25 protein-coding genes and 3 tRNA genes are annotated in these 23,703 nt (G+C 66.3%); 6 read left to right on the top strand and 22 right to left on the bottom strand.

The annotated features are described in order from the left end of the window. Positions 1-14: 14 nt before the first annotated feature. Both IFT63_RS08565 and IFT63_RS08570 read left to right on the top strand, forming a co-directional pair. Positions 15-91 (top strand) — tRNA-Arg (locus IFT63_RS08565). Positions 92-145: 54 nt separating this feature from the next. After that, positions 146-222 (top strand) — tRNA-Arg (locus IFT63_RS08570). Between the two features lie 94 nt (positions 223-316). On the opposite strand, the gene IFT63_RS08575 is transcribed toward IFT63_RS08570, so the two are convergent. Next, the gene (locus IFT63_RS08575) at positions 317-1,231 is read right to left on the bottom strand and encodes a LysR family transcriptional regulator (protein ID WP_192083836.1); all 915 of its coding nucleotides are present in this window, start codon (positions 1,229-1,231) and stop codon (positions 317-319) included. Between the two features lie 140 nt (positions 1,232-1,371). Between IFT63_RS08575 and IFT63_RS08580 the strand changes: the two genes are divergently transcribed. Continuing rightward, positions 1,372-2,073, top strand: coding sequence for a pirin family protein (locus IFT63_RS08580; RefSeq protein WP_042615470.1), 702 nt, complete (start codon positions 1,372-1,374; stop codon positions 2,071-2,073). Between the two features lie 77 nt (positions 2,074-2,150). Here IFT63_RS08580 and IFT63_RS08585 read toward each other — a convergent pair. The 15 genes from IFT63_RS08585 to rlmE all read right to left on the bottom strand — a co-directional run bounded on the left by IFT63_RS08585 (position 2,151) and on the right by rlmE (position 17,257). Continuing rightward, positions 2,151-2,243 (bottom strand) — tRNA-Ser (locus tag IFT63_RS08585). A gap of 81 nt (positions 2,244-2,324) precedes the next feature. Further along, complete coding sequence (csrA, locus tag IFT63_RS08590) at positions 2,325-2,525, bottom strand: carbon storage regulator CsrA (RefSeq protein ID WP_042615469.1); 201 nt, start codon at positions 2,523-2,525, stop codon at positions 2,325-2,327. 145 nt (positions 2,526-2,670) lie between these two features. Beyond that, positions 2,671-5,322, bottom strand: a complete 2,652-nt coding sequence (alaS, locus tag IFT63_RS08595) for an alanine--tRNA ligase (protein WP_192083837.1) — start codon at positions 5,320-5,322, stop codon at positions 2,671-2,673. A 105-nt stretch (positions 5,323-5,427) separates the two neighbouring features. After that, positions 5,428-5,922 carry a recombination regulator RecX gene (gene recX, locus IFT63_RS08600; RefSeq protein WP_042615467.1) on the bottom strand — a complete coding sequence of 165 codons (495 nt, stop codon included), beginning with the start codon at positions 5,920-5,922 and terminating at the stop codon, positions 5,428-5,430. A 108-nt stretch (positions 5,923-6,030) separates the two neighbouring features. After that, positions 6,031-7,071: a recombinase RecA gene (recA, locus tag IFT63_RS08605; protein ID WP_042615466.1), complete on the bottom strand. Its 1,041-nt coding sequence runs from the start codon at positions 7,069-7,071 to the stop codon at positions 6,031-6,033. A gap of 154 nt (positions 7,072-7,225) precedes the next feature. After that, on the bottom strand, positions 7,226-7,870 hold the full coding sequence (lexA, locus tag IFT63_RS08610; protein WP_042615465.1) for a transcriptional repressor LexA: 645 nt from the start codon (positions 7,868-7,870) through the stop codon (positions 7,226-7,228). Positions 7,871-8,371: 501 nt separating this feature from the next. Beyond that, complete coding sequence (locus IFT63_RS08615; RefSeq protein WP_042614902.1) at positions 8,372-10,051, bottom strand: AarF/UbiB family protein; 1,680 nt, start codon at positions 10,049-10,051, stop codon at positions 8,372-8,374. 36 nt (positions 10,052-10,087) lie between these two features. Continuing rightward, positions 10,088-10,582: a CinA family protein gene (locus tag IFT63_RS08620; RefSeq protein ID WP_042614903.1), complete on the bottom strand. Its 495-nt coding sequence runs from the start codon at positions 10,580-10,582 to the stop codon at positions 10,088-10,090. Positions 10,583-10,655: 73 nt separating this feature from the next. After that, on the bottom strand, positions 10,656-11,966 hold the full coding sequence (hflX, locus tag IFT63_RS08625; RefSeq protein WP_042614904.1) for a ribosome rescue GTPase HflX: 1,311 nt from the start codon (positions 11,964-11,966) through the stop codon (positions 10,656-10,658). Positions 11,967-11,980: 14 nt separating this feature from the next. Further along, a complete protein-coding gene (gene hfq, locus IFT63_RS08630; protein ID WP_042614905.1) occupies positions 11,981-12,259 on the bottom strand; it encodes an RNA chaperone Hfq in 279 nt (92 codons plus the stop codon). Between the two features lie 102 nt (positions 12,260-12,361). Further along, positions 12,362-13,315: a tRNA (adenosine(37)-N6)-dimethylallyltransferase MiaA gene (miaA, locus tag IFT63_RS08635; RefSeq protein WP_192083838.1), complete on the bottom strand. Its 954-nt coding sequence runs from the start codon at positions 13,313-13,315 to the stop codon at positions 12,362-12,364. Beyond that, complete coding sequence (gene folP, locus IFT63_RS08640) at positions 13,315-14,211, bottom strand: dihydropteroate synthase (protein ID WP_192083839.1); 897 nt, start codon at positions 14,209-14,211, stop codon at positions 13,315-13,317. Before folP ends, miaA begins: the two co-directional genes overlap by 1 nt. 92 nt (positions 14,212-14,303) lie before the next feature. Beyond that, complete coding sequence (locus IFT63_RS08645; RefSeq protein WP_042614908.1) at positions 14,304-14,489, bottom strand: hypothetical protein; 186 nt, start codon at positions 14,487-14,489, stop codon at positions 14,304-14,306. Between the two features lie 122 nt (positions 14,490-14,611). Then, the gene (gene ftsH, locus IFT63_RS08650; protein ID WP_042614909.1) at positions 14,612-16,561 is read right to left on the bottom strand and encodes an ATP-dependent zinc metalloprotease FtsH; all 1,950 of its coding nucleotides are present in this window, start codon (positions 16,559-16,561) and stop codon (positions 14,612-14,614) included. 63 nt (positions 16,562-16,624) lie between these two features. Beyond that, positions 16,625-17,257 carry a 23S rRNA (uridine(2552)-2'-O)-methyltransferase RlmE gene (rlmE, locus tag IFT63_RS08655; RefSeq protein WP_042614910.1) on the bottom strand — a complete coding sequence of 211 codons (633 nt, stop codon included), beginning with the start codon at positions 17,255-17,257 and terminating at the stop codon, positions 16,625-16,627. A 65-nt stretch (positions 17,258-17,322) separates the two neighbouring features. Between rlmE and yhbY the strand changes: the two genes are divergently transcribed. Both yhbY and IFT63_RS08665 read left to right on the top strand, forming a co-directional pair. Next, entirely contained in the window at positions 17,323-17,628 is a 306-nt protein-coding gene (gene yhbY, locus IFT63_RS08660) for a ribosome assembly RNA-binding protein YhbY (protein WP_042614911.1), read from the top strand. 15 nt (positions 17,629-17,643) lie between these two features. Next, positions 17,644-18,018 carry an Mth938-like domain-containing protein gene (locus IFT63_RS08665; RefSeq protein WP_192083840.1) on the top strand — a complete coding sequence of 125 codons (375 nt, stop codon included), beginning with the start codon at positions 17,644-17,646 and terminating at the stop codon, positions 18,016-18,018. A gap of 481 nt (positions 18,019-18,499) precedes the next feature. On the opposite strand, the gene IFT63_RS08670 is transcribed toward IFT63_RS08665, so the two are convergent. The 4 genes from IFT63_RS08670 to surE are packed head-to-tail and all read right to left on the bottom strand — an operon-like array spanning position 18,500 to position 21,369. Further along, positions 18,500-19,282 (bottom strand): peptidoglycan DD-metalloendopeptidase family protein, encoded by a 783-nt coding sequence (locus tag IFT63_RS08670; RefSeq protein ID WP_192083841.1) that lies wholly within the window; start codon positions 19,280-19,282, stop codon positions 18,500-18,502. Beyond that, complete coding sequence (locus IFT63_RS08675; RefSeq protein ID WP_042613034.1) at positions 19,279-19,893, bottom strand: YqaA family protein; 615 nt, start codon at positions 19,891-19,893, stop codon at positions 19,279-19,281. Before IFT63_RS08675 ends, IFT63_RS08670 begins: the two co-directional genes overlap by 4 nt. A gap of 22 nt (positions 19,894-19,915) precedes the next feature. Then, positions 19,916-20,593: a protein-L-isoaspartate(D-aspartate) O-methyltransferase gene (locus tag IFT63_RS08680; protein WP_192083842.1), complete on the bottom strand. Its 678-nt coding sequence runs from the start codon at positions 20,591-20,593 to the stop codon at positions 19,916-19,918. Further along, entirely contained in the window at positions 20,590-21,369 is a 780-nt protein-coding gene (surE, locus tag IFT63_RS08685; protein WP_042613041.1) for a 5'/3'-nucleotidase SurE, read from the bottom strand. Before surE ends, IFT63_RS08680 begins: the two co-directional genes overlap by 4 nt. A gap of 195 nt (positions 21,370-21,564) precedes the next feature. Between surE and IFT63_RS08690 the strand changes: the two genes are divergently transcribed. After that, complete coding sequence (locus IFT63_RS08690) at positions 21,565-22,101, top strand: Smr/MutS family protein (protein WP_042613032.1); 537 nt, start codon at positions 21,565-21,567, stop codon at positions 22,099-22,101. A gap of 81 nt (positions 22,102-22,182) precedes the next feature. Here the strand turns inward: IFT63_RS08690 and truD are convergent, their stop codons facing one another. Both truD and ispF read right to left on the bottom strand, forming a co-directional pair. Continuing rightward, on the bottom strand, positions 22,183-23,202 hold the full coding sequence (truD, locus tag IFT63_RS08695) for a tRNA pseudouridine(13) synthase TruD (RefSeq protein WP_192083843.1): 1,020 nt from the start codon (positions 23,200-23,202) through the stop codon (positions 22,183-22,185). Next, entirely contained in the window at positions 23,199-23,696 is a 498-nt protein-coding gene (gene ispF / locus IFT63_RS08700; protein WP_042613030.1) for a 2-C-methyl-D-erythritol 2,4-cyclodiphosphate synthase, read from the bottom strand. Before ispF ends, truD begins: the two co-directional genes overlap by 4 nt. Positions 23,697-23,703 lie beyond the last annotated feature (7 nt).

Genomic DNA, 23,703 nt, shown 5'->3' on the forward strand with positions numbered 1-23,703 from the left:
AATCGCTGTCACATGCGCCCGTAGCTCAGTTGGATAGAGTACCTGGCTACGAACCAGGCGGTCGGGAGTTCGAATCTCTCCGGGCGCACCAGTGACACGATCATCAACGCCGCCGTTGATGCAGCAGTAGAAGGCAGTACACCGTGCGCCCGTAGCTCAGTTGGATAGAGTACCTGGCTACGAACCAGGCGGTCGGGAGTTCGAATCTCTCCGGGCGCACCACTATTCGAAGAAACAGCAGGCCTCGGCCTGCTGTTTTTTTTTGCATGCGCCACCTACCGCTGCGCTCGCCGACCATGGGTCGGCGCTACCGGGGTCAGCGCATCGCGCGCCACCAGGCCTCCAGCGTGCCCGGCGTGCGTAGCCGTTCGCGCCACCAGCGCAGGGCCGCGCCATCTTCGCCCGTGCGCCATGCCAGCCAGAACGTTTCCTCCGGCTTGTGCTCTTCGACCTCACGGATCACCAGTTCACCCCGGTCCACCGCTGCACGCGCGCACGGCGCCGGCAGGAAACCAAAGCCGATGCCCTCGCGCTGCAGCCGCAGCTTGCTGGCCATGTCCGGCACGCTGAGGGTTTCCTGCCCCATCAGCAGGCCAACGGTGCGCGGCAACAGCCGACGCGCCGAATCAGAAACGGCGATCGCACAATGCTCCACCAGCTGCTCGCGACGCAGCACGCCAGGCACGGCGGCCAGCGGGTGGCCCGGCGCGATCGCGAACACGAACTCGACGCTGCCCAGCGGCTCCACCACGTAGCCCCCACCGCTGGGGCCCTCGCCCGCCGCGCCCACCAGCAGGTCCGCACGACGATCGAGCAGCGCCTCCCAGGTGCCCGACAGGGCCTCGCCGATCAGCCGCAGGCGGGTCTGCGCCGCGACGTCACGGAAGGCCCGGATATCCGGGCCCAGCAACCAGGTCGGGAACATCGAATCCACCGCCAGGGTCAGTTCGGCCTCCCAGCCAGAGGCGACCCGGCGTACCCGAAGTTCCAGCTCGCGCGCCGCCCGCAACAGGTGCCGGCCCTCATCCAGCAGCGCCCGGCCGGCCGGTGTCATCTCTGCACGCGGCCCGACCCGGTCGAACAACTGCACGCCCAGATCCTCTTCCAGCTTGGCCACTGTGTAGGAAATGGTCGAGGGCACCTTGTGCAGCGCCTTGCCGGCCGCAGCGAACGAGCCGCGGCGGTCAATGGCATCCAGGATCTGCAGGGCGTCGAGGCTGAGCTTGAGCATTCGAAAATTTCGATGATGGCTTGCGAAACTATCCGTTTTTCAAAGCGCGAGGGCAAGCGGATACTTCTTCGCAACGGGAAACCACAGGCCTGCACGGCCGCGAGGTCCCACGTCGAAACCATCGAACAAGGAGCACCACCATGATCCAGATCCGTAAGAGCGCCACCCGCGGCAAAGCCGACCATGGCTGGCTGAACTCCATGCACACCTTCTCCTTCGCCAATTACTACGACCCGCGCTACACCAGCTTCGGCCCGCTGCGGGTGATCAACGAAGACAAGGTAATCGGCGGGCAAGGCTTCGGCACGCACAGCCACAGCAACATGGAAATCATTTCCTACGTGCTCGGCGGCGCGCTGGAGCACAAGGATTCGATGGGCACCGGTTCGGTGCTGCGCTACGGCGATGTGCAGCGCATGAGCGCCGGCAGCGGCGTCAGCCACAGCGAGTTCAACCATTCAGCCGATGAGACGGTGCACTTCCTGCAGATCTGGCTGTTCCCGGACCAGGAGAACATCGCGCCGTCCTATCAGGAAACCAACTTCAGCCCCGAGGACAAGCGCGGCCAGCTGCGCTTGATCGCCTCGCCGGACGGTACCGAAGGGTCGCTGCTGATCCACCAGGATGCACGCATCTACGCGACCATCCTGGATGGCGCACAACGCCTCAACCACACCTTGGCGAGCGGTCGCGGCGCCTATGTGCAGGTGGCGCGTGGCCAGCTGCAGGTCAACGGCATCACCCTGGAAGCGGGCGATGCGCTGCAGGTGCGCGACGAATCCCAGCTGACACTGGAAAACGGAAATGATGCCGAGGTGCTGGTGTTCGACCTGGCGCTGTAATGCCCCGAATTGGACGATGCGGCATCAAGAGCACAAAAAAAACGCCCGCAGACAGTATCTGCGGGCGTTTTCATATATGGCGGAGCGAGAGGGATTCGAACCCTCGATAGAGCTTTTGACCCTATACTCCCTTAGCAGGGGAGCCCCTTCAGCCGCTCGGGCATCGCTCCGGGGTGTTGCTACCGCTGGTGGAGGAGTACTCCGCAGCGGGGACGCGAATAATAGCTTTTTTCGCGGCCGGAGGTAAAGCCTTATTCAGCAGAATCTTCACTGCTGGTCGCAGCTTCATCACCGCGCTGGATGCGCTGGTAGATTTCCTCGCGATGCACGGCCACGTCCTTCGGCGCCGTGATGCCGATACGAACCTGGTTTCCCTTGACGCCCAGGACAGTCACGCTGACCGAGTCGCCAATCATCAGGGTTTCGCCAACGCGGCGGGTCAAGATCAACATTGTGGTAATTCTCCATGAAACCGTGTGGAAGGGTATCCCCCACCGGCCTGACGCGCCGTCAAGGCCCGCCCCACTACGAAGGGAAAAAGATTGCCAATGGTACCGTCAGCCCTCCCGCAGCTTCAAGGCGCGGACGGGCTGCGGTTCATCCCAGACGCGGACGGACCCAGTCGATCGCCGCAGCCAGGGCAGTCGCAAGGGCGGGCCCGTCCTCGCCACCACCCTGGGCGAGATCGGGACGACCACCGCCCTTGCCCCCGATCTGACTGGCAATGTGGGACAACAGTTCCCCGGCCTTGACCCGGCCCATTGCACTGCCGTTCACGCCAGCAACCAAGGCGACCTTCCCGTCCTGCGCACCGGCCAGCAGGATCACCGCATCACCCAGTTGCTGTTTGAGTCGATCCACCGCATCGCGCAGGGCTTTTGCGTCAAAGCCTTCTAGCCGCGCGACCAGCACCTTCACCCCGGACACGTCCACGGCCTGGCTGGACAGGTCTGCGGTGGCGCCGGCGGCGAGCTTGGCCTTCAGCGATTCCAGTTCACGTTCGAGCTGCTTCTGGCGCAGGATCTGGGTGCGGATCTTCTCCACCACGTCGCCCGCACTGCCGCCGAGCAGGCTGGCCGCTTCGGACAGGCGTGCCTCTTCGTCCGCGACGAAATCCAGCGCACCCTGGCCGGTGACCGCCTCGATGCGGCGCACGCCAGCGGACACACCGCCTTCGGAGGTGATCTTGAACAGGCCGATGTCACCGGTACGGCTGACATGCGTGCCGCCGCACAGTTCGGTGGAGTAATCGCCCATTTTCAGCACGCGCACGTTTTCGCCGTACTTTTCGCCAAACAAAGCCATCGCGCCGAAATCGAGCGCTTCCTGCATGGCCATGTTGCGCACTTCCACGGCGTTGTTGATGCGCACCTGCTGGTTGACCTTGCGCTCGATGATCGCCAGTTCTTCGGCGCTGATCGGCTGGAAATGCGAGAAGTCGAAACGCAGGCGATCCGGTGCGACCAGCGAACCCTTCTGCTGCACGTGGGTGCCCAGTACTTCGCGCAGGGCCGCATGCAGCAGGTGGGTGGCGGAGTGGTTGAGGATGGTTGCGCCACGGCGCTGGGCATCGACCTGGCCGGCCAGCACGTCACCGATCTTCAGGCTGCCCTCGGCCAGGGTCCCGACATGGCCATGGAACTGGCCGGCGAACTTCTGCGTCTCGGTCACGTCCACGCGCACGCCAGCAGCCGACAGCACGCCGGTATCACCGACCTGGCCACCGGATTCGGCGTAGAACGGGGTCTGTTCGGTCAGCACGATCACCGCATCACCAGCGGCGGCGGCCTGCACCGGACGGCCGTCCTTCAGCAGCGCCACCACGCGCAGGCCATCGGCCTGCAGCGCGTCGTAACCGAGGAACACGGTCGGCTTCAGGGTGGCAACCAGATCGGCCGGCAGGCTGACGCCGCCGCCGAACTTGCCCGCCGCACGCGCGGTTTCGCGCTGCTGTTCCATCGCCACGTCGAAGCCGGCGGTGTCCACGGTCATGTCACGCTCGCGCGCGATATCGGCGGTGAGGTCCAGCGGGAAACCGTAGGTGTCGTACAGACGGAAAGCGTCGACGCCGGGAATGATGTTGTTGCTGGCCTTGCCCGCGATGTCTTCGAAGATCTTCATGCCGGCGTCCAGCGTTTCGGCAAAGCGCTCTTCTTCGGCCTGCAGGGCGCGGGTGACGGTGTCGGCGGTGGCCGGCAGTTCCGGATAGGCCGCGCCCATCTGCTCGACCAGGGTCGGCACCAGCTTGCTGAAGAACGGCTGGCGCACGCCCAGCATCCAGCCGTGGCGCAGCGCGCGACGGATGATCCGGCGCAGCACGTAGCCACGGCCTTCGTTGGACGGCAGCACGCCGTCGACGATCAGGAACGAACACGCCCGGATATGGTCGGCAATCACCCGCAGCGACTTGTTCTCCAGGTCGGCCATGCCGGTCAGTTCGCTGGCCTTGCGGATCAGCGCCTGGAACAGGTCGATTTCGTAGTTGGTGTGTACATGCTGCAGGATCGCCGCCAGGCGCTCCAGGCCCATGCCGGTGTCCACGCAGGGGGCCGGCAGCGGCACCAGGCTGCCATCGGGCTGGCGATCAAACTGCATGAACACCAGGTTCCAGATCTCGATGAAACGGTCGCCATCTTCATCCGGCGAGCCCGGCGGACCACCGGCGATGTGGTCGCCATGGTCATAGAAGATCTCCGTGCACGGACCGCACGGGCCGGTGTCGGCCATCTGCCAGAAGTTGTCCGAGGCGTACGGGGCGCCCTTGTTGTCGCCGATGCGCACGATGCGCTCTTCCGGGATGCCGACCATGTCGCGCCACAGCGCGTAGGCCTCGTCATCGGTCTGGTAGACGGTGACCAGCAGGCGCTCGGCCGGCAGCTTCCAGACCTGGGTCAGCAGTTCCCAGGCCCAGGCAATGGCGTCCTTCTTGAAGTAGTCGCCGAAGGACCAGTTGCCCAGCATTTCAAAGAAGGTGTGGTGACGGGCGGTGTAACCCACCTGGTCCAGATCGTTGTGCTTGCCGCCTGCGCGCAGGCAACGCTGGACGTCGGCAGCGCGCACGTAGCTGCGCTTCTCCGCGCCCAGGAACACGTCCTTGAACTGGACCATGCCCGAATTGGTGAACAGCAGGGTCGGGTCGTTGCCCGGCACCAGCGGTGCCGACGGCACGATGGTGTGGCCCTTGCCCTTGAAGAACTCAAGGAAGTCGCTGCGGATCTGTGAGGTAGTGAATTTGGCGGATGCGGTCATGGGGGCTGGCAGTCTGCGTGCCGGAGGCGCCACCGCCTCCAGCCACACTGGCCAGGGTCGGGTTTCGGACCTCCGAAACGTTGAAGGGTAACAGGCCAGCGCCGCTCAGTCCTCTGCATCGAAGCGGGTGGCGCGGCGGATCGTGTCGCCATCGAACCCGCGACGGGCCAGCAGGTCGGCGGCCTTCCGCCGCTGCGGCAGGTCCTGCGGTCCTTCCTCGCCAAACCGGCGGCGTACCAGGTCACGGGCGTTGTCGAGGAAATCGCCCTCGTAGCTGTCCATCGCGGCGCTTATGGCATCACTGTCCAGCCCATGGGTGCCCAGTTCGGCCTGGATGTGGCGCGGTCCATACCCGCCATTGGCGCGGTTGCGCACCAGGAACTCGGCGAAGCGCTCATCGTCCTGCCAGCCCTCGCTGGTCAGCTTGTCCACCGCGGCCTGCGCCAGCTCCGGCTCGACGCCGCGCGCAACCAGTTTGCGTCCCAGTTCCTTGCGCGAATGATCGCGCCGCACCAGCAGGCCAAGCGCCCGCTGCAGGGGCGTCAATTCGGGCCGGCGGCGTTTACGTGCGCCCGGCGGGGCATCGGATTCGTCGTGCATGCTCATCCTTCACTCAGCGCCGTCCCTGACGCCACGCCTTCATCAGCGTGAAAATCCTGCGGGGCGGGACGACGTCACTGACGGCGCCGCCCTGCCCCACAGCATGTCTTACGCTTCGTCGGCGTCGTCTTCGTCGCCGGCTTCCTTCGGTGCTTCAGCCGGCTGGAACTTCTCGCGCAGCTCCGCTTCCAGGCGCTGGGCCACGGCAGGGTTGTCGCGCAGGTAGCCGCGGGCGTTGTCCTTGCCTTGGCCGATGCGCTCTTCGCCGTAGCTGTACCAGGCACCGGCCTTCTCGACCAGCTTGGCTTCCACGCCCATGTCGATCAGCTCGCCCTCGCGGCTGATGCCTTCGCCGTACAGGATCTCGGTGATGACCTGCTTGAACGGCGGCGCCAGCTTGTTCTTGACGACCTTGATCTTGGTCTGGTTGCCGATGATCTCATCACCCTTTTTGATCGCGCCGATGCGGCGGATGTCCAGGCGCACCGAGGCGTAGAACTTCAGTGCATTGCCGCCGGTGGTCACTTCCGGGCTCTGGCCCGGCATCATCACGCCGATCTTGTGGCGCAGCTGGTTGATGAACACCACCAGGGTGTTGGAGCGCTTGATGTTGCCGGTCAGCTTGCGCAGCGCCTGGCTCATCAGGCGGGCCTGCAGGCCCGGCAGCTGGTCGCCCATCTCGCCTTCGATTTCGGCCTTCGGGGTCAACGCGGCGACCGAGTCGACCACCACGATGTCCACCGAGTTGGAGCGCACCAGCATGTCGGCGATTTCCAGCGCCTGCTCACCGGTATCCGGCTGCGACAGCAGCAGGTCGTCGACATTGACGCCCAGCTTGGCCGCGTAGATCGGGTCCAGGGCGTGCTCGGCATCGATGAAGGCTGCCGTGCCGCCCTTCTTCTGGCACTCGGCGATGGCCTGCAGCGTCAGGGTGGTCTTGCCCGAGGACTCCGGACCATAGATCTCCACGACCCGGCCCTTGGGCAGGCCGCCGATGCCCAATGCGATATCCAGCATCAGCGAACCGGTCGGGATGATCTCGACGGGCTCGACAACGCGATCGCCCATCCGCATCACCGAGCCTTTACCGAACTGCTTTTCGATCTGGCTCAGGGCGGCGGCCAGGGCACGCTTCTTGTTCTCGTCCATCGTCTTGGTCCTTGGGGAAGTGGTCATCTTTTTAATCGTGGTCAACTCGGGTTCGGGGGTGACTGTAGCGGCAGCGCATCGCACAGGATGAGACGCGCGCCGGGCAAGTCGAACATTATCGCCGCAGACGTCAGCGGCAGCCGCCCCCGGGCATTCAACGGTTGGGTCGCAGCAGGCCGCAGTACAGGCCCTCAATGGCGAAATCCTGGTCCGGCAGCACTTCAATGGGGGCGTAATCCGGATTGCGCGGCAGCAGGCGGATACGATCCTTGCCGATCTTCAGCAGCTTGACGGTGATCTCTTCGTCGATACGCGCCACCACGATCTGCCCGGTACGGGCGTCGCGGGTACGGTGCACGCCGATCAGGTCACCATCGAAGATGCCTTCGTCGATCATCGAATCGCCCTGCACTTTGAGCAGGTAGTCCGGTGCTGGGGAGAAGAACACGCGGTCGAGCACGACGAAATCGTCCGAGCCGATGTCCGCGCCGATCGGCAGTCCGGCCGCGACACGGCCCAGCACCGGCAGGCGCAGCACGCTGTCATCCCGCGTCGGTTCGGCGATCTGCTTCACCGGCGGTGCCTGCACCAGGCGGATGCCACGGGCCTGGCCGGGAACGCGGCGAATGGCGCCGGCCGCTTCCAGCGCTTCAAGGTGATACTGCGCCGCGCGCACGCCCTTGAAGCCGAAGGCACGGGCGATTTCGGTCTGCGAAGGCGGTGCGCCTTCCGATTCGATGCGCTCGGCGATCAGCTGCAGGATGGCCTGCTGGGTTTCGGTCAGGTTCGTCGTGTCCATGGTTAGTAGTAATACTACTAACTCTTTCGTGTCGCAAGTGCCGTGCAGGATTGCAGCGAACGGCGGAGCCCCTCGTGGTGGTCGTTGTGAAGCGGTTTATTGGGTCTGGGCCGGGCGGTGGGGCTGGTCGGGGGACGGCAAAAGCCGCTCCTGCGGGCCTCGTTTCGCGCCATCCGTGGCGCTCAACGCCCCCGCCCAGCCCCACCGCCCGGCCCTGTGACATTTTGCGTGCGCCCACCACGGTAAAGGAAAGGAAAAAAGGCGGTAGCGCCGACCCATGGTCGGCGGAATGTTCCCGCCTACGGCCCGCTGCGCTCGCCGACCATGGGTCGGCGCTACCGCTTATGTTTTTCTTTTCTGCGGGGCCTTGAGCGGCAGGAGCCGCGAAGAGCTACATGGACGTACTTGCGCGTGCCCCGCATAGCCTCCCCGCCCGGCCCCAGCTGCAGCTCCAAACCAGCCGCCGGCCACGAGGGGCTCCGCCGTTCGCCGCTCGCCGCCTCAGCGCCTGTGGCCGCTGCGCCATATCGAGAACAGGATCCACACCCCGCACAACCCGGCCCCGATGAAACCGCCCACGCCCAACACCAGCAGCCAGCGGCTGGAGAGCCCGCCTACGCTGTGCATCACGATCGATGAGCCGATGATCAGCGCAGCCGTCACGATACCCACCACCATGCGGTTGGCCGCCTGGTTCACCTGGTCGCCGAAGCCTTTCAGCGCATTGGTTTCGACCTTGATCTGCAGGCGTCCGCGGCGTGCGGCCTGCACCAGTCGGCGCAGGTCGCGCGGCAGTTCGCCGGCCAGCTCGATCATCCCCAGCAGACTACGCCGGCCGCGCTTGAGCAGCGCTCGCGGGGCATAGCGCTGCAGCACCACCTGCTCCAGGAACGGGCGTGCCGCGCTGGCCATGTCGAACTCGGGATCGAGCTGGCGGCCCATGCCCTCCAGCGTCAGGAACGCCTTGATCATCAAGGCGAGGTCGGCCGGCAGCATCAGGTTGTAGCTGCGCAGCAACAGGGTGATGTCGCTCAGCATCAGGCCGATGCGCAGGTCCTTGAGTGGCACGCCGCGATAGCGGTCGACGAACTGGCTGATGTCCTGCTGCAGCCGCCCTTCGTCCACCGCCACCCCGCCTGCCCAGTCCAGCAGGATGTCGGCAACCGCTTCGGGTTCCTGCTCCACCAGCCCGTGCAGCAGCTGCGCCACCTGGAAGCGACGCGACTCGGACAGCGTGCCGATCATGCCGAAATCGATCACGCCGATCCGGCCATCGCGCAGGTAGATGATGTTGCCCGGGTGCGGATCGGCGTGGAAACAGCCGTCCTGCAGCACCATCTTCAGCACGATGTCGGCACCCCGCGCCGCCAGTTGGCGGCGATCCAGTCCGGCCGCGTCAACCGCCGCCAGGTCCCGCCCGGCGATGCCATCGACGAAGTCCTGCACGTTCAGGCTTTCGCACGTCCACTGCCAGTGCACGGAAGGAATCAGGATGTCGGTGCGGCCGCCGAAGTCGCGCGCGATGCGCTCGGCGTTGCGGCATTCGGCGGCAAAATCCAACTCACGTCGCAGTGAGCCGGTGAACTGTTGAACGACCTCTGCTGGCCGGTAACGGCGCAGGTCGGGCAGCCGCGCCTCGATGATCTCCGCCAGCCGCGCCAGCAGCCGCAGGTCCGCTTCCACCACGTCGCGGATACCGGGACGGCGCACCTTCAACACCACCTCGCGGCCGTCGTGCAGGCGCGCACGATGCGCCTGCGCCAACGAGGCGGCCGCCATCGGCACCTCATCCAGCCAAGCGAATACCTGCGCCGGATCGCCGCCGACATCCCGTTCCAGCTGTTCGCGGATCTGCGCATACGGCAGCGCCGGAACCGCGTTCTGCAGCTCGGAGAATTCGGCGATCCAGTCGGGCGGAAACAGGTCCACGCGGGTGGCCAACACCTGGCCCAGCTTGACGAAGGTGGGTCCCAGTTCTTCCATCGCCCGGCGCACGCGCATCGGGGCGGTCAGCGGCGTGCGCTGGGTGTCGTCGCCCCAGTGCAGCAGGCGCCCCGCCCGCTCCAGCACGTCGGCCAGGCCGATCCGCCGCACCAGGTCGCCGAAGCCGTTGCGGATCAATACCGATGCGATTTCCTGCAGGCGGCCGAGATCACGGACAGTGCCGAGCGTTTCCCACATCGATGCATGCTCCAGGCTGTGCGAGCGCGCAGCATCTCACAGCTGGGCGAGCAGTCCGTTCAATGCCGCCGAAACGGTCTGGCGGCGGATCGCATCGCGATCACCGTGGAAGTGGAACAGCTGGGCCTGCGCATACCCGCCACGGCGTTTCCAGCCGATCCAGACACTGCCGACCGGCTTGTCATCGCTCCCGCCGCCGGGGCCGGCGATGCCGGTGACTGCAACGGCAATACCCGCACCGGAGTTGACCAATGCGCCGGACACCATCTCCAACACGGTTTCGCGGCTGACCGCACCGAACGCTTCCAGCGTCTGCGCGCGTACGCCCAACAGCCGCTGCTTGGCTTCGTAGCTGTACACCACCATGCCGCAGTCAAAGAACGCCGACGAGCCGGCGATATCGGTCATCACCTTGGCGATCCAGCCGCCACTGCAGCTTTCAGCGGTAACCAGCTGCAGGTTCGCTGCCTGCAGCGTGCGGCCCAGTTCGCTGGCCAGGCCGGCCAGCATGTCGTCGGTGGGGAGGGTCATGGGGCATTCCTGGAACGCGGGGTCAGCGTCCTTTTACTACGAAAAGGCACGCTGACCCCAACCGCAGGTGAAATCACCACTCCGGCAGCTTTTCCGGCAGCAATGCCTGGATCGCGGCCCCGTCTTCGCCGGCGGCCAGCTTCTCCGCCTCCGCGATCGGGATTTCCACCTGCAGCAGCCAGCCTTCTTCGTCCACGGTTTCGGCGCGGACCACTTCCAGCTGGTGCAAGCGCGCGCGCAGGCGCCCCTGCGAAGCGGGCAGGCGCAGCTCGCCGGTCACATGCTGCAGTCCCAGGCGCTTGCCCAGTGCCGCTTCCAGCACGTCCAGCCCGCGGCCGTCGCGCGCGGAAATCCAGACCCGCTCGCGGCGCGATTCATCGGGCACGCCGTCGTGGCCATCGTGACGCACCTCGGCCCCTTCAATGCGGTCGATCTTGTTGAACACCAGCAGCTGGGGCAGGTCGCCCGCCCCGATGGCGGCCAGTACTTCGTCCACCTGGGCGATGCGCTCTTCGCGGTGGGGATCGGCGGCGTCGACGATATGCAGCAGGAAATCAGCCTCGCGCGCTTCGGACAGGGTGGACCGGAACGCAGCCACCAGGTCATGCGGCAGGTCGCGCACGAAGCCCACCGTATCGGCCAGCACCACGTTGCCACCGGGCAGCGCGATGCGCCGCACGGTCGGGTCCAGGGTCGCGAACAGCTGGTCGGCGGCATAGGCCTCCGCGCCGGTCAACGAATTGAACAGCGTCGACTTGCCGGCGTTGGTATAGCCGACCAGCGCCACGCGCGGCAGCTCGCTGCGCAGGCGGGCGCGGCGCATCTGGGTGCGCTGCACCTCCACTTTTTCCAGCCGCTTCTGCAGCTGCTCCACGCGCTTCTGCAGCAACCGGCGATCGGTTTCCAGCTGGGTCTCACCCGGGCCGCGCAGGCCGATGGAGCCACCACGCTGGCGCTCCAGGTGGGTCCAGCCGCGGATCAGCCGGGTCGACATGTGGCGCAGCTGCGCCAGCTCGACCTGCAGCTTGCCATCGTGGCTGCGCGCACGCTGGGCGAAGATGTCCAGGATCAGCCCGGTGCGGTCGATCACGCGCCGCTCCAGGAACTTTTCCAGGTTGCGCTCCTGGCCCGGCGACAACGCGTGGTTGACCAGGATCAGGTCCGCACCGGTTGCGTCGGCAGCCGCCTTCACCTCGTCCAGCTTGCCGCTGCCGATCAGGGTGGAGGGATTGGGGCGGTCGATCCGCGCGGTGATGGTGGCCGCGATGCTGGCACCGGCCGAGCGTGCCAGGTCGCCGAACTCTTCGAGCACGTCCTCTTCCAGCTTGCCGAAATGGGGCTGGATCAACAGGGCGTTCTCACCCTTTTTCGAGCGATCAAACACGTAGCACTCCAGGATTATTCAATGGATTCATCACCCGCCGGTTGGCCATCTTCATTGGCCTGCACGAAACCACCGCCCGGACCGAGCTTGACGTTGCGAGCCGGGACCACGGTGGAGATGGCGTGCTTGTAGACCATCTGGCTGACGGTATTGCGCAGCAGCACCACGAACTGGTCGAACGACTCGATCGTGCCCTGCAGCTTGATGCCGTTGACCAGATACACCGAAACCGGCACGCGCTCGCGCCGAAGTGCATTCAGAAACGGGTCCTGCAGCGATTGCCCCTTGGACATTGCTAACTCCTGATTATTGTTTTTATGGGTGTCGGCAGATGCCACGGCCCCCCAGCCGCCCACCGACTGGTCGATGGTACACGGCAGGCGCCCGGCACGCTTTCAGGACGCGACGAAGGCGGAAACCGCCGCCATCAACCGCTGCTGGTCTACATGGGGGTCGAACCAGCGCGCATCAAGCTCGCCGCGCAGCCAGGTCAGTTGCCGTTTGGCCAACTGCCGGGTGGCGAAGATCGCTTTGTCACGGAACGTGGCGGCATCATCGCGGCCGTCAAGGAACTCCCAGGCCTGGCGGTAGCCGACCGCGCGCACTGCAGGCAGGTCCAGCGGCGCGATCACCGCGGCCATGTTGGGCAGCGCTCGCAGGGCACGTACTTCGTCCAGGAAGCCCTTCCCCAGCATCGCATCGAAGCGCTGTTGGATGCGCTGGTGCAGCACGGTGCGGTCGCGCGGGGCGATCACCAGCTTCAGGGTCCGCACCGGCAGCCGCCCCTCACCGGGCAGCCGTTGCCATTGGCTGATCGGCCGGCCAGTCAGCCGGTAGACCTCCAGCGCACGCTGGATCCGCTGCGGGTCAGTGGCGTGGATGCGCGCGCCCGCTGCAGGATCCACCGCCGCCAGTTCGGCATGCAGTGCCGGCCAGCCGCGCTCGGCGGCCTCGGCCGACAGCTGCAGGCGGGTGGCTTCGTCAGCCGGCGGCATCGGCGACAGCCCTTCCAGCAGGGCGCGGAAATACAGGCCGGTCCCGCCGGCAAGAATGGGCCGCTTGCCGCGGGCGATGATGTCATCCACGGCAGCACGTGCGGCGCGTGCGAACTCGGCAGCGGAAAACGACTGCCATGGATCGCACAGGTCCAGCAGGTGGTGCGGCGCCTGCGCGCGTTCGTCGGCATCCGGCTTGGCCGATCCGATGTCCAGATGGCGATAGACCAACGCCGAATCCACGCTGACGATTTCACCGTCCAGCCGCCGCGCCAGATCGATCGCCAGCGCGGTCTTGCCGCTGGCGGTCGGGCCCATGACCGCGATCGCAATGGGTCGACGGTCTGCCGCCATCAGCCTTCGTCCGGCCAGCGGATCGCAGGCGCGGCATCCTTGCGCGGCGACGGTACCGCCTCCACGGCGGCCCAGACTTTCAGGGCATCCACGGTGGCGGCCACGTCGTGCACGCGCACGATACGCGCGCCGCGCTGCACCGCTACCAGATGCGCAGCGACCGATGCTGCCACGCGTTCGGCAGGCAGCTGGCGGCCGGTCAGCTCCCCCAGCGTGCGCTTGCGTGACAGGCCGGCCAGCATCGGCACGCCCAGCTCGAGGAAGCGTTCCGAGCGCGCGAGAAGGGTCATATTGTGGTCCACGCGCTTGCCGAAACCGAAGCCGAGGTCGACCACCAGGTTCTTCTTGGCGATGCCGGCCATTTCCGCGGCGAACAGACGCTGGACCAGGAAGCGATGTACTTCGGCCACCACGTCGTCGTACTGCGGATCGGCCTGCATGCTGCCGGGCTCGCCCTGCATGTGCATCAGCACCACCGGCACGCCGGCGTCGGCCGCGGCGTCCAGAGCGCCGGGCTGCCGCAGCGCGTGGATGTCATTGATCATCCCGGCGCCGGCCGCCACTGCCGCCCGCATCACCTCCGGCTTGAAGGTATCGATGCTGATCGGCACCGTAGTGCGTGCGGCAAGCTGCTCGATGACCGGCAGGACGCGGCGCAGCTCTTCCTCCAGCGGCACCGGCGCGCTGCCCGGGCGGGTCGATTCGCCGCCGATGTCCAGCAGGTCGGCCCCCTCTTCCACCAGCTTCAGGCCGTGGGCGACGGCAGCCTCGGCACTGTCGTGCTGGCCGCCATCGGAAAACGAATCCGGGGTGACGTTGACGATGCCCATCACCCGCGCACGATCAAGGCGCAGTACGCGGCCGGCGCAATCGAGCTGGGGAGAAATGTCGAACATGGCGGTCCCTCGAAGGTAGCGACGGCCGCTGGCCGTCAACAGGAAATTCAACCGATCCGCCGGGCATGCCGCGGCGCGACCCGCCGTGATGGTCAGCGTCTGCGACGCTTGCGATCCAGATACAGCGTCTTGCCGATGCTGAGCACCACGCCCAGCGCGATGCCGACCACGCAGCCGAGCAGCAGGTTGTCCAGGCCCAGGCCGACGGCCACGCCCACCACCGTGGCAATGACCATTTCAGCAGTATGGGAAATCGGCTCGGGTGGGGGCGTTGACATGCAGTTTCCGGTCAGTAACCAAACGTAGTCCTATTGTCCCGCAGCCGCCCCCTGCGTGCACGGGCTGGCTGAACGGAAAAAGCCGGGTTTCCCCGGCCTTTTCCCTCAACGCGCAGCAGCGATCAGATCTGCTCGGCCGGGCCACTGATCGGCGGCACCGGACGGGCGTCGCCGCCCTTGTCGTTGCCACCGCCATTCTTGCCATCGTTGTTGTTCGACCTGCCCCAGCCCATCGGCGGCGGCGGATCGCGGCCTTCCATGATCGCGTCGATCTGCGGCGCATCGATGGTTTCGTACTGCAGCAGCAGCTGGGTCATCGCATGCAGCTTGTCGACGTTGGCGGTCAGCAGCTCGGTGGTCCGGGCATACGCCTTGTCCAGGATGCTGCGGACTTCTTCATCGATGCGGCGCGCGGTATCGTTGGACACGCTCTTGTGCTGGGTCACCGAACGGCCAAGGAAGACCTCGTCGTCCTCTTCACCATAGGCGATCGGGCCGAGGGTTTCGGACAGACCCCACTTGGTGACCATGTTGCGCGCCATCTTGGTCGCACGCTCGATGTCGTTGGAGGCACCGGTGGTGACCTTGTCGGCGCCGAAGATCAGCTCTTCGGCGACGCGGCCACCGTACAGCGAGCACAGCTGCGAATTGATCGCCACGCGGTTGATCGAGTACTTGTCACCTTCCGGCAGGTACATGGTCACACCCAGCGCACGACCGCGCGGAATGATGGTGACCTTGTAGACCGGATCATGCTCGGGCACCAGGCGGCCGACGATGGCATGGCCGGCTTCGTGGTACGCCGTCAAGGTCTTCTCTTCTTCGCTCATGGCCATCGAGCGGCGCTCGGCACCCATCAGGATCTTGTCGCGCGCCCGGTCGAAGTGGTCCATGCGGACTTCCTTCTCGTTGCTGCGCGCGGCGAACAACGCGGCCTCGTTGCACAGGTTGGCCAGGTCGGCGCCGGAGAAGCCCGGGGTACCGCGCGCGATCACCATCGGCTCGACGTCGTCGGCCAGCGGCAGCTTGCGCATGTGCACCTTGAGGATGTGCTCGCGACCCTTCACGTCCGGCAGGCCGACCACCACCTGGCGGTCGAAACGGCCCGGACGCAGCAGCGCCGGATCCAGCACGTCCGGACGGTTGGTCGCGGCGATGACGATCACCCCTTCGCCGCCTTCGAAGCCGTCCATCTCCACCAGCAGCTGGTTGAGGGTCTGCTCGCGTTCGTCATGACCGCCGCCCAGACCGGCACCACGGTGACGACCGACGGCGTCGATTTCGTCGATGAAGATGATGCACGGCGCGTGCTTCTTGGCCTGCTCGAACATGTCGCGCACGCGGCTGGCGCCGACGCCCACGAACATTTCCACGAAGTCCGAACCGGAGATCGAGAAGAACGGCACCTTGGCTTCGCCGGCGATGGCCTTGGCCAGCAGGGTCTTGCCGGTGCCGGGCGGGCCGACCATCAGCACGCCGCGCGGAATCTTGCCGCCGAGCTTGGTGAATTTCGACGGGTCGCGCAGGAAATCGACCAACTCGCCGACTTCCTCCTTGGCCTCGTCACAACCGGCCACGTCGGCGAAGGTCACCTTGACCTGATCCTCGCCCTGCAGCTTGGCGCGCGACTTGCCGAAGGACATCGCGCCCTTGGCGCCGCCACCGCCACCCTGCATCTGGCGCATGATGAACAGCCAGAAGCCGATGATCAGGATCACCGGCAGGAAGTTCATCAGGATCGCGCCCAGCGAAATTCCGCTGGACGGCTCCTGCTGGACGATTTCCACGTTCTTGGTGCGCAGCACGTTGATCAGGTCGCGATCGAACGGTGCGGTGATGGTGGAGGTCTGCCCGCCGCGCGTGGTGTAGGTGATCTCGTTGGTGCCGCCGCGCATGTCGCCGGCGAAGGTAACCTTCTGCACCGCGCCGCTGTCCACCTGGTCCAGGAACTGCGAATAGGTCGCGCCCGGCGCACCGGCGCCGCTCGTTTTTGGCGAGAAGCTCTGGAATACCACCATCAGCACGACGGCGACGACCACCCATAGCAGGAGGTTCTTGGTCAAGTCGTTCATCCTCATTGGCTCCGGTATTCCTCTTGTGCGGGCTGGTGCATGGGTCGGGCTTGCTTGACGAGCTTACTTCATCACGGCGCGCTTGCCCTGTCCGAGGGCATAGACCTCGGGGGAGCGCTTGCGCGAGGCGTCCGGCTTGCGGATGGAGACCTTGTCGTACCGCCTGCGCATTTCACGCACGTAGTCGTCAAAACCCACACCCTGGAACAGCTTGATCAGGAACGCCCCACCGGTCTTGAGGTGGTTGTCGGCGAAATCCATGGCCAGCTCTGCCAGGTGCATCATCCGCGGCTGGTCCACCGCGTCCATTCCACTCTTATTGGGGGCCATATCGGACAGTACAAGGTCTACCGGCTGGTCCCCGACCATGGCCTCGAACTGCGATAGGACGGCTTCCTCCCTGAAGTCTCCGTGAAGGAAGTCCACGCCGGCCAGCGCAGGCATCTCCAGGATGTCCAGCGCGAACACCCGGCCGGTGTCGCCCATCTGCCGCCTGACCTGCTGCGACCAGCCCCCTGGGGCAGCGCCGAGGTCGACCACCAGCATGTGCGGCTTCAGCAGCCGGTCACGTTCGAGCAGCTCTTCCAGCTTGTAGGCCGCGCGCGAGCGCATGCCTTCAGCCTGCGCTTTCTTCACGTAGGGGTCGGAAAAGTGTTCTTTCAGCCAGCGCTGGCTGCTCTTGCTGCGGGAAACCATGGTAAATACAGCCGGATGGGGTGGCCATGATACCCTGAACCCCCCAAGTCACAGCGCTTTCCTGCATGTCCACTGCCCTGACCGCATCCCAGACCCGTTTCCTTCGCGGCCAAGCCCACGACCTCAAAGCCCTGCTCCAGATTGGCGGCAAGGGCGTGACCCCGGCCTTCCTGGCCGAGCTGGAAGAGGTGCTGGAGCGCCATGAACTGATCAAGGTGAAGGTGGCGGCAGAGGATCGCGAAGCCCGCGACGCCATGGTCGCCGAGCTGGTCGGTACCACCGGGGCGGCGCTGGTCCAGCGCATCGGCCACGTAGCCGTGCTGTACCGGCCGAGCAAGGAAAACCGCCAGATCGTGCTTCCGCGCGGCTGATCGAACGGGCCTTTCATGCAACTGAGCCACGAAGCCCCTGATTACGCCTACACCCTGCGCGGTGCGGATGGTCGCTTGGCGCGGATCAACGACCGCGAACTGGCGGCCAGTTTCATCGTCACCCCGCAGGTGCTGGTGGAAGACTGGCCGGTGGGTTCGGTTGCCGAGCTGCAGCCGGCCCATCTGGAGGCGATCCTGGCGCTGGAACCGGTGTTGATCATTCTCGGCACCGGCGCCACCCAGGTGTTCCCGTCGCAGCAGCTGATGGCGGCGTGCCTGTCACGCGGCATCGGGCTGGAAGTGATGAACAATCCTGCTGCGGCACGCACCTTCAACATCCTGGCCGGCGAAGGCCGCAAGGTCGCTGCGGCGTTCATTCTCGAACGTTGAGGGTGGGTCGCTGAGAGCGGGCTTTGGCCGCTGGGTTCAGTGTGTTGGGCGGGATAGGGGGCATTGGCAGGACACGCCGTGAACCCGTCCATGGGGGCTCGCTTTTCGCATCCATGCGAAAAGACGGTCCTGCCAACGCCCCCTACCCCGCCCCCGACAAATCCCGGTGGCGTTGGGACCTGCGGGCATCGGTAGCGCCGACCCATGGTCGGCGAGCGCAGCGGGCCGCTGGCGGGAACATTCCGCCGACCATGGGTCGGCGCTACCAGAGCACCTCGAGGTGTCGGGTGGAGGAGCCCCTGAGTCAGGGGCGGCCGCGAAGCGGCGGGGTCTGGAAGCCGATGAGAAGGGGCCCGCGGTTTGCGCAGCAAATTGCGGGAGCGGCAGCGCGAATGCGATGACGCGCTCCCGTGTCCCGTCTACCCCACCGCCACCCGCCAGGCAGGCAGACAACACGGCAACCGCTCTAGGCGGTAACCCCTCACCGCGCCGGCAGGTACTGCTGCGGGTCTACCGGCTTGCCGTTGTAGCGGATCTCGAAATGCAGCATGTCCCGGTTCGCACCGGTCCGGCCCATCTCAGCGATCTGCTGGCCGGCCTTCACGCTCTGGCCTTCGTTGACCAGACGCTTGCGGTTGTGGCCATAGGCCGACAGCCACTGCTCGTTGTGCTTGACGATGATCAGCTCGCCGTAGCCCACCAGGCCGGCGCCGGAATACACCACCACGCCGTCGGCGGCAGCCTTGACCGCCTGACCGCTGGTGCCGGCGATGTCCACGCCCTGCTTGGTCGTCTCACCTGCCACGAAGCGCCCCACCACCGCGCCATCGGCCGGCCAGCGCCAGCTGATGCTGCTGCGCACCGGCGGTGTGGTTGCCACCGGCCGGGTCGTGGTGGCGGTGCCACCGGACGCCCGCGGCGCCGTCACCACGGTAGTCGGCACGCGGCCACCGCCCGCGCCCTGCGGATACAGGCGGATCACCTGGCCGGGGTAGATCGTCGACGGGTTGGACAGGCTGTTCCAGGCGATCAGGTCTGCCGGGGTGATGCTGTGGATGCGTGCCAGGGCGTAGATGGTGTCGCCCTTCTGCACGCGCACTGTCTTGCCCGGCTGGGCGATGGAAGCCTTCGGCGTGGCCGATGCAGCGCTGCCACCCGAACCGGAGGGACGCACCACGGTGGCGGTACCGCAGGCCGTCAACGCGGTCAGCGTGATGGCCAGCGCGCCCAGGCGCAGCCCCCTGTTGAAACGATCAGCACTCATGCGAACTTCGACCTCCATACAAGCCAGGCAACCAGGGCCACCACCATCGCGGTGGCGATCCAGCCCAGCGGTTCAATCCAGCGACGCAGCGCCGCCTCGGCGCGCGGTCCACCGATGCGGATCACCGCGGCCAGCACGAAAACGCGCTTGCCGCGACCGATCAGCATGCTCAGCAGATACTGCGGCATCGGTACGCCGACGATACCCGACGCCCATGTGAAGACCTTCATCGGGATCGGCATGAAGCCGCCCAGAACCAAGAAGGTGAACACCGCCCACGGCGACTCGGCCATCTTGGCCTGCACGATCGCAATGCCGCGCTCGATGCCCGGCAGCATGCCCATCGTGTCCAGCAGCGGCTTGACCGCCTCGAATGCGAAATGGCCCAGCGCGTAGCCGACCACCGCACCCACCATCGAACCGGACAGGCTGAGGGTGGCGAACCACCAGCCGCGCTTGGGCTGGGCCACGCACATCGGGGCCAGCATCACTTCCGGCATTACCGGAAAAATGATCGCTTCGATGAAGCTCAGCACCGTCAGGTAAGTCGGCGCCCGCTCATGGTTGGCCCACTTCAATGCGCGCTCGTACAGCGGCCCGAAAATCTTCATGAATGCCCTGCTCCGTGAAAAATCAGTCCAGCATGCCAGACAGCAACGGGACGAAGGTGACCGGCGCCAACACGGACTGCGTGATGCTGCCATCGGCAAGTCGATCCAGTTGCACCAGCGACTGCGCGCCCGGCCCGCCGACCGGAGCCACCAGCCGGCCGCCGGGGGCCAGCTGCTCGATCAATGCATCCACCAGCGCCGGCGCCGCGGCGGTGACTACGATGGCGTCGTACGGTCCATGTTCGGGCCAGCCGACCCGGCCATCGTCGTGCTTGGTGCGGATGTTCATCGCCAGCGAACGGAACCGCTTGCGGCCCTGCCGCAGCAGGTCGCCGATGCGTTCGACGGTGAACACCTCCAGGCCCACGGCCGCCAGCACGGCGGCCTGGTAACCCGAGCCGGTGCCCACTTCGAGCACGGTCTTCGGCGCAACCTGCAGGATCGCCTCGGTCATCCGCGCGACCACCCACGGCTGGGAAATCGTCTGGCCGTGGCCGATCGGCAGGGCGGTATCTTCGTAGGCACGCGAAGCCAGCGCTTCATCGATGAAAAGATGGCGCGGCACCACGCGGATGGCATTGAGGGTGGCCTCATCGACGATGCCGGCTTCGCGCAGGCGCTCGACCAGGCGATCGCGCACGCGCTGGGAGGTCATGCCGATGCCTACCGCTTCGGGCTGCAGTCGCAAGCGCGCGGTCATGCCGGGCGGCCCAGTGCGGCGCTCAGCCCGCCGACCCAGCTGGCCACTTTTTCCAACGCCTGGTAGCGCGTCAGGTCGACCTGGATCGGGGTGATGGAAATAAAGCCGGTGCGCACCGCGTGGAAGTCCGTGCCCGGGCCGGAATCCTGCTCGCGCCCTGCCGGGCCGATCCAGTAGACCGCATTGCCACGCGGGTCCTTCTGCGCGATGCAGCCTTCGGCGCGGTGGCGGTTGCCCAGCCGGGTCACTTCGAAGCCCTTGACCTCGCTCCACGGCAGGTCCGGCACGTTGACGTTGAGGATCGTGTCGGCCGGCAGCGGATCGGCCTTCAGCTGCGCCACGATCTCCACCGCGGCGCGCGCGGCGGTCTGGAAATGCTTCGGCTCATGGTTGTGGCTGACCAGCGACATGGCGACCGCAGGCAGCCCCAGGTGACGCCCTTCCATCGCCGCCGAGACGGTGCCCGAATAGATCACGTCGTCGCCCAGGTTGGCCACGTTGTTGATGCCCGACACGACGATGTCCGGCTCCTGGTCCAGCAATCCGGTCAACGCCAGGTGTACGCAATCGGTCGGGGTGCCGGCGACGGAGACGGTGTGGTGATCCAGGCGCTTGAGGCGGATCGGCAGGTCCAGGGTCAGCGAGTTGCTGGCGCCGGAGCGATCCCGGTCGGGGGCGACCACGGTGACCTCATGCCCGGCCTGGCGCAGGACCGCCGCCAGCATGGCGATGCCCGGGGCATCGACACCATCGTCATTGCTGACCAGGACCCGCATCTGGGTTTTCACCACTTCATCGTTCAAGACTTCGCTTCCAATCACTGCTGACATGGACGTGGTCACGGCGCTCCCCCGGCGGCGGCGACCTCGCAAGTGCGTCATGTATTGTGCCGCATGCGGGTCGCAGGGCCTACCCTGCCATGGGTCATTGGGCATCCTCATGACGGTGGCGGCATGCGTTAACCTGTCGGCATGTCGCATCCGCATGACGAAGATCCCGCCGAACTGTTCCGGTCAGCCATCGGGCAGGTTACCCCGCTGCGCAAAGGCAGCGGTCCGGCACCGGCTGGGCCCAAGCCGCGCCCGCGGGCCCGGATGGCCGAACGTGATGAACAGGAAGCGCTGGGAGAGTTCGCCCGGCTGCTGCGCGACGGTGCTCCGCTGGATGCCGGTGATGCACTCAGCTACCGCCGCGACAACCTGCCCCCGCGCATGTTCCAGCGGCTGAAGAAGGGCCAGTATTCGGTGCAGGACGAACTGGACCTGCATGGCGCCAGCGCGGCCCAGGCCGAACAGCTCCTGCGCCAGTTCCTGCTGGAGGCGCACGACCACGAACATGGCTGCGTGCGGATCATCCATGGCAAGGGCCTGCAGTCCGATGGCGGTGCGCCGGTGCTGAAGAACCTGGTCGACCGCCACCTGCGCCTGCGCAACGACGTGCTGGCCTTCCACTCCGCGCCCACCGCGCAGGGCGGCACCGGCGCGGTACTGGTGCTGCTGGCCCGTTGAAAAAGGGGACGGAGGGGATTAAGTCGTTTTCGGCCGGCAAAAGCGGTCGAAAACGACTTAATCCCCTCCGTCCCCTTTTTTTTACGTGACCGGCCCGAGTTCGTGCAGCACGGCGGTTGCGTAGCAGCCCGGCGGCAGCGCGAAGGACAGTTCCAGCACGCCATCCTGCAGCCATTGGTGCTGCAGCAGCGCCGGACGCAGGCGCAGTGAACGGCGCTCGTGCTTCAGGCCTTCGGCTTCCAGCCCGGCACGCAGCGCCTGTGACTGCTCATCGTCGATCGCGGCCAGCTCCAGTGCACGCGCGGCATCGCTGCTGCGCAGGTCGCCGACACCCCACAACGGGCCGCTGGGATGGATGTCGAAACGGGCCAGGCGTTCAGCCAGCACCTCGCTCCACGGCTCCGGACCGAACACGCTGCGGCTGCCATCCAGCATCCACACCTCGCCATCGATCGGCTGGTCCCAGCTGCCCTGCTCCACGCGCGCGGCAAGCACGCGGTTGAACAGGGCCGAACGGGCGGCCGACAGCAGCAGCGAACGCTGGTCCTTGCGCATGCGGCGGCCGCCGAACATCGCCAGCGCGGCTGGCACGTTGCCACCGTCGCGGCCGAAGCGCTGCTCACCGAACCAGTTGGGAATGCCGCGTTCGGCGATCTGCTGCAGGCGTGCGTCGATCGCTGCGGCATCACCGTCCACTTCGCGCAGCACCAGCTTGAAGCGGTTGCCGGCCAGCGCCCCGCGCTGCAGCTTGCGGTTGTGCCAGGTCGAGGACACCACCTCCACTTCGTCGCTGGCCAGCAGGGCCAGGTCCGGCGCCACGCGCTTGGGCAGGTGCACGCTGAAGCGCTGGGTGGTGACCGCGTGCCGATCCTTCATGCCGGCGAAGCTCACCGCCATCTCCGGCAGGCCGGCCCACTGCGCCAGCAGCTTGGCCACGTGCACCGTATTGGCGCCGCGCTTACGGATCTCCAGCAGCAGGTGTTCGCCTTCGCCGGTGGGTTCGAAGGACGGCAGTTCATCGACCTGGAAATCATCAGGCGTGCTGCGAATCAGCGCACGTGCGAACAGTGGCTCACCAAAGGCCAGCGGCAACGGCATCATGCCGCCACCAGCAGCACGATGGCCTGCGCGGCAATGCCTTCCTCGCGACCGGTGAAGCCCAGCTTCTCCGACGTGGTCGCCTTGATGCTGACCGCATCGAGCGGCAGCTGCAGCAGCTCGGCGATGCGCTCGCGCATGGCTGCGGCATGCGGCCCGACCTTGGGACGTTCGCAGATCACGGTGATGTCGGTGTTGCCGACCTGCCAGCCACGCGAGCGCAGCAACACGTCGCAGTGGACAAGGAAATCGCTGCTGTCGGCATCCTTCCAGCGGTCATCGCTGGGCGGGAAATGCTGGCCGATATCGCCCAGCGCCAGCGCGCCGAGCATGGCATCGCACAGCGCATGCAGGACCACATCGCCGTCGCTGTGCGCCAGCACGCCGGCGGTATGCGCAACGCGCACTCCCCCCAACATGATGTGGTCGCCCGGGCCGAAGGCATGGACGTCGTAACCCTGGCCGATGCGGACAGGCGGGAAAGGAAGCGTGGTCATCGGAACA

This window comes from Stenotrophomonas sp. CFBP 13724, assembly GCF_014841975.1.
Lineage (GTDB): Bacteria > Pseudomonadota > Gammaproteobacteria > Xanthomonadales > Xanthomonadaceae > Stenotrophomonas > Stenotrophomonas lacuserhaii.